Source organism: Marinobacter santoriniensis NKSG1, from assembly GCF_000347775.1.
GTDB lineage: Bacteria > Pseudomonadota > Gammaproteobacteria > Pseudomonadales > Oleiphilaceae > Marinobacter > Marinobacter santoriniensis.
The window spans coordinates 88,000-102,768 of sequence record NZ_APAT01000029.1 but is presented as its reverse complement, the minus strand read 5'-3'; the positions used below and the strand labels follow the sequence as shown (position 1 = coordinate 102,768).

The 14,769-nt window shown below is 59.0% G+C and carries 12 protein-coding genes; 6 read left to right on the top strand and 6 right to left on the bottom strand.

Annotation, left to right across the window (positions count from 1 at the left end):
* Positions 1–28 precede the first annotated feature (28 nt).
* Entirely contained in the window at positions 29–1,294 is a 1,266-nt protein-coding gene (locus MSNKSG1_RS18195; protein ID WP_008940765.1) for a malic enzyme-like NAD(P)-binding protein, read from the bottom strand.
* A gap of 219 nt (positions 1,295–1,513) precedes the next feature.
* The gene (gene rpmE, locus MSNKSG1_RS18190; protein ID WP_008940764.1) at positions 1,514–1,735 is read right to left on the bottom strand and encodes a 50S ribosomal protein L31; all 222 of its coding nucleotides are present in this window, start codon (positions 1,733–1,735) and stop codon (positions 1,514–1,516) included.
* A 220-nt stretch (positions 1,736–1,955) separates the two neighbouring features.
* Here rpmE and MSNKSG1_RS18185 point away from each other — a divergent pair, with 220 nt between their 5' ends.
* The 5 genes from MSNKSG1_RS18185 to hslU all read left to right on the top strand — a co-directional run bounded on the left by MSNKSG1_RS18185 (position 1,956) and on the right by hslU (position 8,561).
* A complete protein-coding gene (locus MSNKSG1_RS18185) occupies positions 1,956–4,121 on the top strand; it encodes a primosomal protein N' (protein WP_008940763.1) in 2,166 nt (721 codons plus the stop codon).
* Between the two features lie 132 nt (positions 4,122–4,253).
* Positions 4,254–5,939: an arginine--tRNA ligase gene (gene argS / locus MSNKSG1_RS18180; RefSeq protein ID WP_008940762.1), complete on the top strand. Its 1,686-nt coding sequence runs from the start codon at positions 4,254–4,256 to the stop codon at positions 5,937–5,939.
* 9 nt (positions 5,940–5,948) lie between these two features.
* The gene (locus MSNKSG1_RS18175; protein ID WP_008940761.1) at positions 5,949–6,587 is read left to right on the top strand and encodes an SPOR domain-containing protein; all 639 of its coding nucleotides are present in this window, start codon (positions 5,949–5,951) and stop codon (positions 6,585–6,587) included.
* Positions 6,588–6,679: 92 nt separating this feature from the next.
* Complete coding sequence (gene hslV / locus MSNKSG1_RS18170; RefSeq protein ID WP_008940760.1) at positions 6,680–7,210, top strand: ATP-dependent protease subunit HslV; 531 nt, start codon at positions 6,680–6,682, stop codon at positions 7,208–7,210.
* Between the two features lie 19 nt (positions 7,211–7,229).
* Complete coding sequence (gene hslU / locus MSNKSG1_RS18165; RefSeq protein WP_008940759.1) at positions 7,230–8,561, top strand: ATP-dependent protease ATPase subunit HslU; 1,332 nt, start codon at positions 7,230–7,232, stop codon at positions 8,559–8,561.
* A gap of 69 nt (positions 8,562–8,630) precedes the next feature.
* Here hslU and MSNKSG1_RS18160 read toward each other — a convergent pair whose 3' ends face one another.
* From MSNKSG1_RS18160 to MSNKSG1_RS18150, 3 genes are read right to left on the bottom strand one after another with little or no spacing between them, the layout of a single operon-like run.
* Complete coding sequence (locus MSNKSG1_RS18160; protein ID WP_008940758.1) at positions 8,631–9,872, bottom strand: patatin-like phospholipase family protein; 1,242 nt, start codon at positions 9,870–9,872, stop codon at positions 8,631–8,633.
* Between the two features lie 10 nt (positions 9,873–9,882).
* Positions 9,883–12,186: a phosphoenolpyruvate--protein phosphotransferase gene (ptsP, locus tag MSNKSG1_RS18155; RefSeq protein WP_008940757.1), complete on the bottom strand. Its 2,304-nt coding sequence runs from the start codon at positions 12,184–12,186 to the stop codon at positions 9,883–9,885.
* 15 nt (positions 12,187–12,201) lie between these two features.
* The gene (locus MSNKSG1_RS18150; protein WP_008940756.1) at positions 12,202–12,732 is read right to left on the bottom strand and encodes an RNA pyrophosphohydrolase; all 531 of its coding nucleotides are present in this window, start codon (positions 12,730–12,732) and stop codon (positions 12,202–12,204) included.
* Positions 12,733–12,900: 168 nt separating this feature from the next.
* Between MSNKSG1_RS18150 and MSNKSG1_RS18145 the strand changes: the two genes are divergently transcribed.
* Positions 12,901–13,557 carry a histidinol-phosphatase gene (locus tag MSNKSG1_RS18145; protein ID WP_008940755.1) on the top strand — a complete coding sequence of 219 codons (657 nt, stop codon included), beginning with the start codon at positions 12,901–12,903 and terminating at the stop codon, positions 13,555–13,557.
* Between the two features lie 10 nt (positions 13,558–13,567).
* Here the strand turns inward: MSNKSG1_RS18145 and MSNKSG1_RS18140 are convergent, their stop codons facing one another.
* Positions 13,568–14,764, bottom strand: coding sequence for a class I SAM-dependent rRNA methyltransferase (locus MSNKSG1_RS18140; protein WP_008940754.1), 1,197 nt, complete (start codon positions 14,762–14,764; stop codon positions 13,568–13,570).
* Positions 14,765–14,769 lie beyond the last annotated feature (5 nt).

The window sequence follows — 14,769 nt, the reverse complement described above, 5'->3', positions numbered from 1 at the left end:
CGCCGGTTTTTTTGTACGCTTTTGCTGCTCAGATAATGTCGTCCATGGACTTGAGCGGGTAATGCGCCGGATACGGATCCCGGGCCACACCCGAATCCACGGCAGCACGGGCGACCGCAGCCGGAACGACCTCCAGCAGGCGCACGTCCATCGGTTTCGGAATGATGTATTCCCGACCGAACTCAAACTTGTCAACGCCATACGCCTCGCAGATCTCCTGCGGTACCGGCTCTTTCGCCAGCTCGCGAATGGCATGCACCGCGGCCACCTTCATTTCTTCGTTGATCGCCGTTGCGCGAACATCCAGGGCACCACGGAAAATGAACGGGAAGCCAAGAACATTGTTCACCTGGTTCGGATAGTCCGAGCGACCCGTCGCCATAATCAGATCATCGCGAACCGAGTTGGCCAGCTCCGGACTGATTTCCGGATCCGGATTGGAACAGGCAAATACGATTGGATTCGGCGCCATTTTCTTCAGTTGCTCACCGGACAACAGATCCGGACCGGAAAGACCGACAAACACATCCGCCCCATCAATGGCATCATCAAGGGTGCGCTTGTCGGTATCATTGGCAAACATCGCCTTATACTGATTCAGGTCGTCACGCCCCGAATGGATCACGCCCTTGCGGTCCAGCATGAAGATGTTTTCGGAGCGGACACCGCAACTGATCAGCAGCTTCATGCAGGCATTCGCCGCGGCACCAGCGCCCAGACAGACCACTGTTGCCTCCTCAATCTTCTTGCCCTGCAGTTCGAGGGCATTGATCATCCCGGCCGCTGTTACGATCGCGGTGCCATGCTGATCATCGTGGAATACCGGAACGCTGCATTTTTCGATCAGCGCGCGCTCGATCTCAAAGCATTCAGGGGCCTTGATATCCTCAAGGTTGATACCGCCAAACGTATCCGCGATGCGCTCGACCGTCTCGATAAAGGCCTGCGGACTCTCGGAATCGACTTCGATATCGAACACATCGATTCCGGCGAAGCGCTTGAACAGTACGCCCTTTCCTTCCATGACCGGCTTGCTGGCCAATGGCCCCAGATTACCCAGACCCAAAATCGCAGAACCGTCAGAAATCACAGCGACGAGGTTGCCCTTGCCTGTGTATTTATAAGCATTCTCCGGGTCTTTCGCGATCTCGCGGACCGGCTCGGCAACCCCGGGACTGTACGCCAGGGAAAGGTCGCGGGACGTTTTGGTCGGCTTGGTGATTTCAACACTCAGCTTTCCCGGCCGCGGTTTGGCGTGATATTCAAGGGCTGCTGCTTTCAGATCTTGAGACATTGCCACTGTTCCGTTTGTCACGTTTAAAGGTAATGATCCACCGATGCTCCGGCGGAGCGCGCCATTATGGCCCGCCCGACCCAAAACGACAAGTAGTCGACGCACAACTTTCGGGCCGTCAATACGTCCATTTGCTTATATCGCACCAAACTACATATTTTTGGGTTGCCCACAAAAAAAGCGCCCAAAGGCGCTTTTTTCAAGAACATCTCGACTGGATTACGACTTTTTGCCGCCGATCCGACCGCCGAAACGCTTGTTGAACCGGTCAATACGACCACCGGTATCCATCACTTTCTGCTTACCAGTGTAGAACGGGTGACACTGGGAGCATACGTCCAGCTGCAGATCGTGACCAACGGTTGAGCGGGTCTGGATAACATTACCGCAGGAGCAGGTAGCGGTAATTTCTTCGTACTTGGGGTGGATACCTTCTTTCATGACGAACCTCTATCGGTCATGCCGCTACCCGGTCATAGGCAAATCGCCCGGCGCCAGGCACCGCATGTTTGAATCAAAGTTAAAGGCAAGGCAAAATCAGCCCTCGCCCAAAATCAGACCGCGAATCATACTTGCAAAGCCGAACCCAGGCAAGCCTTGAGGGTGCCCCGAAACCCGAAGATAGGTAAAAATCCGCAGGCCTGACACCAATGGAGTTCCAGTGCCCAAGACTGTGCGAATTGCCCTGAACCGGCCACTCCGTAGACTGTTCGATTACACGGTGCCGGAAGGACTGGCACTCACCCGCGGACAACGGGTTCAGATCCCGTTTGGTCGGCAGCAGCTGACCGGACTGGTGGTCGAAATCGATTCTCCACCACCGGAAGGCATCCCCCTGAAGCCTGTCACCGGCGCACTTGAAAGCTGGCCAGCCCTTCCACCCGAAACCGTCGATCTACTGACCTGGGCCAGCACCTATTACCAGCACCCCCTCGGGGAATGCCTTTTCACGGCTCTACCTCCGGCTTTGCGCAAAGGCCGGAGCACCGAAGTCGCCCGGGAACGCTTCTGGATACCAGCCCGCTCCGACGAGCCGTTGCCGGCCAACGCCCATCGTCAGAGGGCGCTACTGGAGTGGGTCTCAGAACAGCCGGCCCCTGTCAGCGAGCGCGCGATCCGCGACGCAGGCTTCACCCTGGCTCAGATAAAAGCATTGGCGGACAAGGGGCGGATCAGCCATGCGGTCCCGGCGACAGAATCTACTACCGAGGCATCACCTGTCGCCCCCCCGCGCCTGACCCCGGCACAACAGCAGGCAGCCGAACAATTGCAACAGGGTCGAACGGGCTTTGATGCCTGCCTCCTGTACGGCATCACCGGCAGCGGGAAGACCGAACTGTACCTTCATTATCTGAAACACCAGCTGCAGCCGACCGACCAGGCCCTGGTACTGGTGCCGGAGATCAACCTTACGCCACAGACCGTGGCCCGATTCCGTCACTATTTCGGCGACCGGGTCGTTGTCTGGCATTCGGCCCTGAACGATGGCGACCGCCTGGCAACCTGGCTGAAGATCCGAAACGGGGAGCCCGTTGTCCTGATTGGCACACGATCAGCGGTGCTGCTCCCGTTCGCAAAACTGAAAACCATCATTGTCGACGAAGAGCACGACACATCGTATAAACAGGGAGAAGGCTTCCGCTATTCTGGCCGGGACCTTGCTGTGTACCGTGCCCACCTCAATGAGTGCCCGGTAATCCTCGGCTCGGCGACACCATCGCTGGAGTCCTACAACAATGCCCTTCAGGGCAAATACCGATTAGTCAAACTGGAACAGCGAGCCAAAGAAGCCTCACCGCCCACCCTGAAACTGCTCGATATACGAAGCCGGCCTCTGGAGGGCGGCCTGTCCCGACCAGCACTGCAGGCAATCCGGGAGACTCTGGAACGCGGCGAACAGGCACTGGTATTCGTCAACCGGCGAGGCTTTGCGCCGATCATGATGTGTTTTGACTGCGGACACATCGTCGAATGCCCCCGGTGCGATACCCGACTCACTTACCACCGCAGGGATCGAGCGATGCGCTGTCATCACTGCGATTATCAAACCGCGGCCACCAGTCACTGCCCCAAATGCCAAAGTGACGCATTCAAACCCGTCGGGCAAGGCACAGAGCGCACTGAAGATGTCCTGTCGCAGTCACTGCCGAACATCCCGATTGTTCGGGTCGACCGTGACAGCACCCAACGCAAGGGCAGCATCCAGGCGATCCTTGAACGGGTTAACAGCGGTGCTCCCTGCGTACTGGTGGGCACCCAGATGCTTGCCAAGGGGCACGATTTTCCGAAAGTTACCCTGGTGGTCGTGGTCAATGCCGATGGCGGGCTCTTCAGCGTCGATTTCCGGGCTCCCGAACAGCTGATCCAGACACTGCTTCAGGTCAGCGGTCGGGCCGGCCGTGCAGAAAGACCCGGAACCGTACTGATCCAGACCTGTCACAGCGATCACCCGCTGCTCAAATCACTGTGCAACGACCATTACCTGAGAATTGCAGATCGATTGCTCGGGGAACGGGAAGCCAACCGATTCCCTCCGTTCAGGCACATGGCGATTTTCAGGGCCGAAGCGGACACCATGGAGGCCAGCCTGGGACTGCTGGACTCCATCAAACCCCTGGCGCAGCACCCCGGCATCGAAACCTGGGGTCCCCTGCCGGCTATGATTGCCCGTCGCGCCGACCGCCACCGGGCACAGCTGATCCTTCTTTCAGAAAATCGAGGACGCCTGAACGCGACACTTTCCGGGGTCTGCCAGGCGCTGGACCAACGCAAGCTCCCCGCTCGTCTCAGATGGATGATTGACGTCGATCCCCAGGAAACGGGCTGACCGATACGCCGATCGCTCTCTGCCGCAGGGGCTTTTGCTTGCAGGGGCACTTTCCGCGATAATACGCGTCTTTATTCCTCCGGCGATCTCCGCCGCGCTCAAACTTTCATTTAATCCGAGTCATCCGACAGCATGAAAGAGACCGTTTCCGAGCTGCTACAATCCGCACTGGCCGCCCTTCAATCCGAAGGCACCTTACCCGCAGACCAGGCCTTCACGCCCCAAATCGGCAACACCAAGGACAAGGCCCATGGTGATTACGCCTGCAACATTGCCCTGGTCGCCGCCAAGGCCGCGGGATGCCCACCGCGACAACTGGCGGAAGCCCTGGTCAGAAATCTGCCGGACAGCAAGGCGGTCGCCAAGGTGGAAATTGCCGGACCCGGGTTCATCAACTTTTTCATGAGCACAGAGAGTGCATTCGAAATCGTCAGCACGATTCTCGACGATGCCGAGCGGTTTGGCCGGAGTGACCGTGGTCAGGGCCAGAAAGTACAGGTTGAGTTCGTTTCGGCCAACCCGACCGGCCCACTGCATGTGGGGCACGGCCGGGGAGCCGCCATCGGCGACTGCCTGAGCCGCCTGCTGGAAGCCAACGGTTTTGATGTGACCCGTGAGTTCTACTACAACGACGCCGGCGCGCAGATCAATAATCTGGCACTCTCTGTTCAGGCCAGAACCAAAGGACTGACACCGGACGATTCGAGCTGGCCGGCGGATGGCTACCGCGGGAGTTACATCGTCGATGTGGCGAACGCCTATCTGGCCGGCGAAACCGTGACAGCCGATGACAGAGAGGTGACCGGCAAGGGCGACCCGGACAATCTGGACGCGATCCGCGAGTTCGCCGTGGCCTACCTGCGCCGGGAACAGGATCTTGACCTGAAGGCCTTTGGGGTCGAGTTTGACGTGTACTTCCTTGAGTCATCGCTCTACGAAGACGGCAAAGTGGAAGCTACCGTGGAGCGGCTGAGGGACAACGGCTACACCTACGAAAAGGACGGAGCCATGTGGCTGCGGACCACGGAATTTGGCGATGACAAAGACCGGGTCATGCGCAAGAAGGATGGCGGTTACACCTATTTCCTGCCAGACGTTGCCTACCATCTGGACAAGTGGGAACGGGGCTTCACCACCGTCATCAATGAGCAGGGCGCTGACCACCACTCGACCATTACACGGGTTCGCGCCGGACTTCAGGCATTGAACGCCGGGATTCCGAAAGGCTGGCCCGACTATGTTCTGCATCAGATGGTCATGGTGACGCGCTCAGGCCAGGAAGTGAAAATTTCGAAACGGGCAGGCAGTTACGTGACGGTTCGCGACCTGATCGATGAAGTGGGCCGGGATGCAACCCGATTTTTCCTTGCCGCCCGCCGGGTGGACTCCCAATTGACCTTCGATATCGATCTGGCCCGCTCCCAGACCAATGAAAACCCGGTCTACTACATTCAGTATGCCCATGCCCGTATCTGCAGCGTATTGCGCAAGCTGGCCGACGAAGGCATCAAGCGGGACCGGAACGAATGCGTAGGCGACCTGTCGCTCCTCACCCTGGATGAGGAGAAGGATCTGGCAAACCAGCTCGCGAAATACCCTGAACTGATTGCTAACGCAGCAGCCCAGCGTGAACCGCACCATGTCGCGCACTACCTCAGGGAGCTGGCGGGACAATTCCACACCTACTACAACGCCCACAAGGTGTTGATTGAAGATGCAGCAGTCAGGGATGCGAGAGTGAGCCTTTACCTGGCAATCCGTCAGGTGCTGGCAAACGGCCTGGACATTCTGGGCGTCAGCGCACCGGAAGAGATGTAAAACGACACAATGTCCCGAGATTACGCCCGAAAAGAGCGGCCAACCCGGTCGTCCGCCACCCCCCGAAAATCATCATCCGGGGGAAGCCGCGCCAAAGCCCGTCCGCGCACACCTGCACCTGCGCGGCGACAGGGGGGAGGTCTGTCACTGAAATGGATTGTCTCACTCGCGGCGGTGGGCGGGTTCATCGGCTTCATTGTCTACCTGAACTCCCTGCCGGCCGGATCTTCCGGGTCCGCGGCCACGGCGGTCGTCGAAAAAACCGCCCCGAAGGCCCGGGAAACAACGAAAGCGCCGGAGAAAAAACAGGATTTCCGTTTCTACGAAATGCTGCCCGAGTCGGAAGTGGTGCCACCGAAGGTGGACGAATACAGTCCACCGAAATCCATGACCGAGTACGACTATGTCGTCCAGTCCGGCTCTTTCAGGCACCGAGAGGATGCGGAACGACAGCGCGCCCAGATTGCGTTCCAGGGGCTGCGGGCAAGCATCCAGAGAATCGACCTTGAAAGCGGCTCCGTCTGGTTCCGGGTCAACGTTGGTCCCTTCACCTCCAGAAGCGAGATGAACGCCGCCGTCGACAAACTGGTGTCGCTGAATATATCTCCGCTGATACGGAAGATCCCCAAGCCCAAGAAAGAAGGGTGAGCGCCGTTTTTCCTGCGCCCTCACCCTTGAAAACGCCTCCGAAGCCTCCATAAACCCCGAATACCGATTCTATTCAGGCAATTGGAGCCCACATGACTACCATTCTTTCCGTCAGGCGAGACGACGAAGTCGCCATGGGTGGCGACGGCCAGGTTTCTCTCGGCAATACGGTGATGAAGGGCAACGCACGAAAAGTGCGTCGGCTCTACAACGGCAAAGTCATTGCCGGATTCGCTGGCGGTACGGCGGATGCTTTTACGCTCTTCGAACGTTTCGAGGCCCAGCTTGAGAAACACCAGGGCAACCTGACCAGGGCTGCAGTGGAACTGGCGAAAGACTGGCGAACGGACCGGGCCCTGAGAAAACTCGAAGCGCTTCTGGCCGTCGCGGACAAGACGGCCTCCCTGATCATCACCGGCAATGGCGACGTGATCGAGCCGGAACAGGGGCTGATCGCCATTGGGTCCGGCGGTCCGTTTGCCCAGGCATCGGCAAGAGCCCTGCTCGAAAACACCGGACTTTCCGCCCATGAGATCGTGGAGAAAGGCCTCGATATCGCGGCCGACATCTGCATCTACACCAACCACAATCGCACCGTCGAAGTGCTGCCCATCCAAGACTGATCAACGATCCGGAGCGACCATGTCTGCAATGACACCCCGTGAAATTGTCCACGAACTCAACAAACACATCGTGGGCCAGGAAGACGCCAAACGGGCTGTAGCCATTGCCCTGCGCAACCGCTGGCGTCGGATGCAGCTGGACACCGGGCTGCGGGAAGAAATTACCCCGAAAAACATTCTCATGATCGGCCCGACCGGTGTTGGCAAGACCGAGATCGCACGGCGCCTGGCGAAACTGGCGGACGCCCCTTTCCTGAAAGTAGAGGCCACCAAGTTTACCGAAGTCGGTTATGTCGGCCGCGATGTCGAATCCATCATTCGCGACCTGGCCGATATGGCCATCAAAATGCTTCGGGAACAGGAAATGAAGCGCCACGAACATCGGGCGCTCGATGCCGCGGAAGAGCGGATTCTGGATGCGCTCCTGCCGCCGCCCCGTGACTTTCAGGAAGACAGCCAGCAGACCGGCAATGATTCCACCACCCGCCAGCTGTTCCGGAAAAAACTGCGTGAAGGCGAGCTCGACGACAAGGAAATCGAGATCGATCTCAGCAACGCCGGGCCCGGCGTTGAGATCATGGCACCTCCCGGCATGGAGGAAATGACCAGCCAGTTGCAGAGCATGTTCTCCAACCTGTCCTCGGACAAGCGCAAGACCCGCAAGATGAAGGTTGCGGATGCACTGAAGCGCGTGAAGGAAGAGGAAGCCGCCAAACTGGTGAACGAGGAAGAGATCAAGCAAAAGGCCATCCAGGCGGTCGAGCAGAACGGCATCGTCTTTATCGACGAGATCGACAAGGTGGCCAAGCGTTCCGAGAACACGTCATCGGACGTTTCACGAGAAGGCGTCCAGCGGGACCTGCTTCCTCTTATTGAGGGCAGCACCGTCAGCACCAAATATGGGGCTGTCCGGACCGACCACATCCTGTTCATTGCGTCCGGGGCATTCCACCTTTCAAAGCCTTCCGATCTTATTCCGGAACTGCAGGGGCGACTGCCCATCCGGGTGGAACTGCAGGCCCTGACACCAGAGGATTTCAAACGCATCCTGACCGAGCCGGATGCGTCGCTGGTGCAGCAATACGAAGCACTGATGGCGACCGAAGGTGTCACGCTGACGTTTGCCGAGGAGGCCATTGCCCGCATCGCGGAAGTGGCATGGAAGGTGAACGAAACCACCGAGAACATTGGTGCCCGCCGTCTGCACACGGTACTGGAAAGACTGCTGGAAAGCCTCTCCTACGATGCCGGCGACAAGGTCACCGAGACCTTTGAGGTGACGGCGGCCTATGTGGACGAGAAATTGGGCGAACTGGCGGAAGACGAAGATCTGAGCCGCTATATTCTCTAAGGCGAAGTCGGGGGCAGACGAAGCATTCATCTGCCCCCCCTTTTTTTGCTCAACCGGCCTCAGAAGCCCTTACTGAGCACGGGAAAAAAGGTGGGTGACATTGTCCAGGCTCGCCGCCAGTCTGCCTTTCTGGGCCTGTTTCTTGCGACCCTTGGCCACATACAGTGGCAGCATTTCCCCATAGAGACTCGTACTGATCGTACGCTGCTCGTCTTCCAGACGATCCCGACGGAGGCGGATGCCATATTTGGCCAGTTTCGGCTCCAGTTCATCGGCCCGGTTGAGAAGGTCCCTGCGGGTCATCTGGTAGGCATGCTCACAAACCATTCTCCGGCTCTGGAAGCTGAATACATTGGAGAAAAACAGCTTGGCATCATCCCGGGTGGGCTCGAACAGGAGAATGTCCTTATCCGGATAATCCCTGGCGTACTGGGCAATACCCGACTGCATCCGGGAATACACCATGGTCCGGAACATCTGTGACAACAGGTTGGGCAATCCGGACCGGGTCAGCTCACCCGGCTGCATCGATCCGGCGCGAACCGCCGCACTGGCATCAATCGGCACCTGGGGATTCACCGCAAAGACCAGATCGGCACCGTCCTCAAACGCCACAGACGCGTGCAGGCCCTTGCGCAGGGTTCCGTCCACGTAGTAACGGCCGTCGATCTCCACCGGAACATACAGCCCCGGGGACGCGGTGCTCGCCTGAATGGCCTTTGAAATAGGCACATGATCGAACCCCGGAGCACCAAAGCACACTGCCTCGGTACTCTCCACGTCGGCGGCCACCACATACAGACTATGTTTCAGTTGCCGGAAATCGTTGGTGCGTCCGAGCATCGTAAAGGCCCGCTTCAGATATTCGTGCAGGCCTTCGTTATCAAACAGACCCGTCGGAGCCGCCTGTGCCAGGATCGTCAGCGCCTCCAGGAAGCTCTGATCGTAGGGGTTGTTGATAAACCGGCTCAGGGCCGTCGTCATCAGCCCGGGTACAGCCATCAGGCGGCTGCCGATTTCTCCGAAAGCCGGGCGATAGAATACCTCCGGGTGAAAGGGGTGAACCTCAGCCTCGTTGCGGACAAAAATGCGACAGAGCTGCGCCGTGGTCATCTGGTTCGCCAGATTGGCCGCCGCAAAGGAACCCGCGTTGACGCCCACATAGACATCGAGGTTGTTGAAATCCAGGCCATCCAGCGCCTCGTCCAGAGCCCGCAGAGCGCCGATTTCGTAAATGCCGCCCAGCGGACCGCCGCCGCCCAGGGCAAGGCCGATCCTCGGCCCGGATGTTCGCTCCGTAGAAGATGCCATTCTCTGCTCCTTAGACCGCCTGTTCCGCAAACGCGGCAGATGAGGTTTTACCCGGACGCAGGTAGCGACCGAATCCGGCGTTTCTGAGGGCCAGATCCACGCAACTCTTGATCACGTGCGGCGAGTCCAGCAGGAGGACGTCTTCCAGCAACTGCATGGCCCACTCCCGCCCCACGCTGCGAATAACCGATTTGACCTTTGGCAGACTCGCTGCGTTCATCGAGAGCGAATCGTAACCCATCGCCATCAGCAATAGCGCGCCTCCCGGATCCCCGGCCAGCTCACCGCAGATGCCCACAGGCTTGCCAACGGCATGGGCATCCTGTGCGATGCGAACCAGCGCCTGCAGCACGGCAGGGTGGTACGAATGGTACAGCTGCGCGACCCGGGGATTGTTACGGTCCACCGCCAGCAGATACTGGGTCAGATCGTTGGATCCCACGGACAGGAAGTCGACGCGATCGGCCAGTTCACGAATCTGATAGACCGCCGCAGGCACTTCAACCATTACGCCGACCTTCGGCATATGGATGTCGTAGCCCTCTTCCCGCACCTCGTGATACACCCGATAGATCAGGTGCAGTGACTCTTCCACTTCCGAAATATTGCTGATCATGGGTAGCATGATCTGCAGGTTGTTCAGCCCCTCACTGGCCTTGAGCATCGCCCGCACCTGAACCAGGAATATCTCGGGATGATCGAGGGTCACCCGGATACCCCGCCACCCGAGGAACGGGTTCTCCTCCTGGATCGGGAAATAGGTCAGCGCCTTGTCTCCGCCGATATCGAGGGTCCTCATCGTGACCGGATTGGGCGCAAAGGCTTCCAGCTGTTCCCGGTAGTATTCCCGCTGCTCCTGCTCCGACGGAAACCGATCCTTGATCATGAACGGCACTTCCGTGCGGTAGAGTCCGATCCCCTCCGCCCCGTGGGACAGGGAGCGCACCACATCGGTCATCAGTCCGGTGTTGACCAGCAGGGATACCCGGTGACCATCGGTGGTCTCACAGGGCTTGTCCCGAAGCACCTCAAGCCCCTTGATGAGCTCGTCTTCCTCATCGCAGATGGCCTGGTAGAAGGCACGCAGATCCGACGACGGTGAGGCGAAAATCTGCCCTTCGAATCCGTCGACAATCAACTCTTTGCCATCGAGCTGGTTCACCGGAATATCCACCAGCCCCATCACCGTCGGCACGCCCATGGCCCGGGCAAGGATTGCCACGTGGGAGTTACTCGATCCCTTGACCGATACCAGCCCCACCAGTTGCCCCTTGGGGACTTCACCCAACATGGCTGGCGTCAGTTCCTCGCTCACGAGGACGGTCCTTTCCGGATATATCAGATGCTTCTGCTCACCTTCCTGCAGGTGGGACAATACCCGTCGTCCGAGGTCCCGGACATCCACCGCCCTCTCCTGAAGGTAGTGGTCATCCATCCGCTCGAAATGGCGGACATACTGCTGAACCACCTGTTTCAGCGCACCCTGGGCCCAGATGCCTTCACGAATGCGGTTTGCGACCTCGCCGGGCAATGCCTCATCGCCCAGCATGCGCAGATAGACATCGAATAACGCCTGTTCTTCCGGGCGGAGCTGACTGGCCAGACGACTGGCGACCCGTTCGATGTCCTCGCGCACGGCATTGACCGCCGCCCGGAACAGGGCCAGTTCGCCGTCAATGTCTTCCGTGGGTTTCTCGGGGACCACATCGAGATCCGCAGCCGGGTATACCACCACGCCACTTCCGATCGCCACGCCAGGCGCACCGGGAACGCCGTTGAAGCTGACATCCCTTGCCTCTTCGCCGGTCAGGGACATCCCGCTGATGGCGCCGGTTGCCTCACTGTGGGCGATCACTCCCGCCAGCTGAGCGGAGACGGTGACCAGAAAAGCCTCTTCGCCCTCATCAAAACAGCGCGAACTCTCGCGCTGCTGGACGACCAGCACCCCGAGTACCCGGCGGTGGTGAATAATAGGCACGCCCAGAAAGGAGCGGAAACGCTCTTCACCGGTTTCCGGGAAGTAGCGATAGCGGGGGTGGGAAGGCGCGTCTTCCAGGTTGATGGGTTCCTCACGGGAGCCCACCAGACCAACGAGGCCCTCGGAATACCCCAGGCTGACCTGACCGACGGCCTTGCGATAGAGGCCCTCGGTCGCCATCAGGATATAGCGGTTGGTGGCCGGATCCAGCAAGTAGACGGAACAGACCTCGGTGCCCATGGCCTTCTGCACCCGCGATACGATGATATCCAACGCCTCCTGCAGGTCGCGGGCGCCGTTTACCTCTTGTACAAGACTTCGCAGTATGCTCAGCATGGCAGGGTCATTCCGTCATTTCGAGTGATCCTTCAGGCGCCGGCTCTGCTCGGCTTTCCGCCACTGTTCCATGTGGTAAAAGAGCCTGGGAGCCAACTCCCGTAACGCACGTCTGTAGACTTCTCTCTTGAACGAAACCACCTGTCCCAACGGATACCAGTAGCTGACCCACTGCCACCCGTCGAATTCCGGTGAATCCGTGCCGTCCACACAAACCTGTGCGTCCGGTGATAACATCCTCAGCAGGAACCATTTCTGTTTTTGGCCCACACACACAGGGTGCGAGTTCTGGCGCACCATCCTCCTGGGAAGACGGTACCTCAGCCAGCCCCGGGTACAGCTGATGATTTCCACATCGCTGGCTGTGAGGCCGATTTCCTCTCCAAGCTCCCGATACAACGCTTCCTCAGGTGATTCGTCAGTTTTGATGCCGCCCTGAGGAAACTGCCAGGAGTCCTGCCCTATTCGCCTTGCCCACAGGACTTCTCCCCTGTGGTTGGCCAGAATGATTCCGACATTGGGTCTGAAACCGTCTGAATCGATCACGGCACAGTCCTCGCAAAAGTCGGTCGCCGCTCAAATTTTGATCGGCGAAAATTGTCCAAGTTGCTCTCATTCTTACAGAATCCCAAGGGTTCGGCAAACGGAGCCGATGCCGACAGGTCATGGTAGACTGAAGGCCTCTCACAACGCCCCGAAACCCTGGAGGACACTTTGACGCTCGCACTTTTTGATCTGGACAACACCCTGCTGGCCGGCGACAGCGATCACGCCTGGGGCGAGTTCCTGGTGGAAGAGGGACTGGTAGACGCAGAGGAGTATCGTCGGGCGAACGATCGCTTTTACCAGGAATACCTGAATGGTGAGCTCGACATTTTCCATTACCTGCGCTTTGCCCTCCAGCCGCTGGCGCGTCACGATATGGAGGAGCTTCTGGGCTGGCGCAGCACATTCATGAGCAAGAAAGTCATGCCCATGATGCAAGACAAGGCCCGGGAGCTGATCGAGCGGCACCGCCAGCAGGGCCATACCCTGATGATCATTACCGCCACCAATCGCTTCGTAACCGAGCCAATTGCCGAATACCTAGGCATCGAACACCTGATCGCGACGGAACCGGAACTGGTCAATGGACGCTTCACAGGCGAAGTAGCCGGGGTTCCCAGCTTCCAGGATGGCAAGGTCACACGCCTCAACGACTGGCTGCAATCCTGCGATCAATCGCTGGAAGGAGCCTGGTTCTATAGCGACTCCCACAACGACGTGCCACTGCTCAGGAACGTGACTCACCCGGTGGCTGTCGATCCGGATCCGACGCTCGAGCAGCTTGCCCGAGACGCCGGCTGGCCGGTGATTTCTCTTAGAGCGTAAGAGGGATTGGCTAGAAAAAACCGGTCAGCGACCGGACAAAGCACGCCTTGATGTAGTCCGTCTCGGGGATCCCGGGAACGACAGGATGATCCGGCGCCTGGTGTCCCTGCTCCAGCAGCTGAACAAAACGGTCGATCTTCCGGCCGCTGGCGCGGATGATATCAGTCAGCCGTTCCTGGGACAGATGCATCGAACAGGAAGCTGATACCAGCAGCCCGTCCCGTTCGAGGAGTCGGAGTCCGAGCTGATTCAGCCGCGCGTAGGCCTGTTCGCCGGCCTTCTGATCCCGACGTCGCGGAATCAGGGCCGGCGGATCCAGCACCACGATGTCGAACTTCTCTTTTTCATCCGCCAAAGCCTTGAGTGCCTCGAAGGCATCGCCTTCAATGGTTTCCACGTTATCAAGGCCGTTGAGACCGGCGTTGTGGTGGACCGAATCGATCGCAGAGGCAGATGCGTCGACGCAAGTCACCTGTGAGGCACCGGCGCAGCCCGCCTGAAGGCCCCAGCCACCGGCATAACTGAACACATCCAGCACGCGCTTGCCCGGTGCGTAGGCCTGCAGGCGCTGCCGGTTCATGCGGTGATCGTAGAACCACCCGGTTTTCTGCCCACCCGTGATCGGCACCTCAAACCGTACGCCATTCTCCTCAACCCGCAGGCGATCCGTCTCCGGACCGTGAGCCTGTTCAACATAGGTTTCAAGCCCCTCGATCCGGCGCATCTTGCCGTCGTTCTTGAGAATGATCGCGCGGGGCTGTACAAGACGCTGGACGGCACGTACCACGGCGTCCTTGAGCTGCTCCATTCCTGCCGTGGATATCTGGATCACTACGGTGTCGTCGAAACGGTCAATAACCAGCCCCGAAAGACCATCACTGTCACCGAAAACCCAGCGGTAAAACGGTCGATCAAACAGACGATCACGGAGAGCCAGGGCAGTATCCATCCTCTGGGTCAGCCGCTTCGGGGTCATCCCGTGGCCCGGATCCCGGCTGATCAGGCGTCCGCAGATCAGGGCATGCGGATTAACGAACAGGGTGCCAAGGGGCTTGTCGTTGGCCGCACGAAGTTCGGCCTGATCCCCCGGCTGGAAATCGGTCAGAGTCGTACGGCGGGTATCAACTTCGTTGCTGTAGACCCAGAGATGCCCGGAACGAAGCCGACGCTCCGCCCCTTTTCGAAGATACAGAGGGGGAAGGTTCATCCGGG

What these genes read in the sequence shown, in the direction of transcription:
- MSNKSG1_RS18195 (WP_008940765.1), bottom strand. Translation starts at nt 1,294, where the DNA reads ATGTCTCAAGATCTGAAAGCAGCAGCCCTTGAATATCACGCCAAACCG.
- rpmE (WP_008940764.1), bottom strand. Translation starts at nt 1,735, where the DNA reads ATGAAAGAAGGTATCCACCCCAAGTACGAAGAAATTACCGCTACCTGC.
- argS (WP_008940762.1), top strand. Translation starts at nt 4,254, where the DNA reads ATGAAAGAGACCGTTTCCGAGCTGCTACAATCCGCACTGGCCGCCCTT.
- MSNKSG1_RS18175 (WP_008940761.1), top strand. Translation starts at nt 5,949, where the DNA reads ATGTCCCGAGATTACGCCCGAAAAGAGCGGCCAACCCGGTCGTCCGCC.
- hslV (WP_008940760.1), top strand. Translation starts at nt 6,680, where the DNA reads ATGACTACCATTCTTTCCGTCAGGCGAGACGACGAAGTCGCCATGGGT.
- hslU (WP_008940759.1), top strand. Translation starts at nt 7,230, where the DNA reads ATGTCTGCAATGACACCCCGTGAAATTGTCCACGAACTCAACAAACAC.
- MSNKSG1_RS18160 (WP_008940758.1), bottom strand. Translation starts at nt 9,872, where the DNA reads ATGGCATCTTCTACGGAGCGAACATCCGGGCCGAGGATCGGCCTTGCC.
- ptsP (WP_008940757.1), bottom strand. Translation starts at nt 12,186, where the DNA reads ATGCTGAGCATACTGCGAAGTCTTGTACAAGAGGTAAACGGCGCCCGC.
- MSNKSG1_RS18140 (WP_008940754.1), bottom strand. Translation starts at nt 14,764, where the DNA reads ATGAACCTTCCCCCTCTGTATCTTCGAAAAGGGGCGGAGCGTCGGCTT.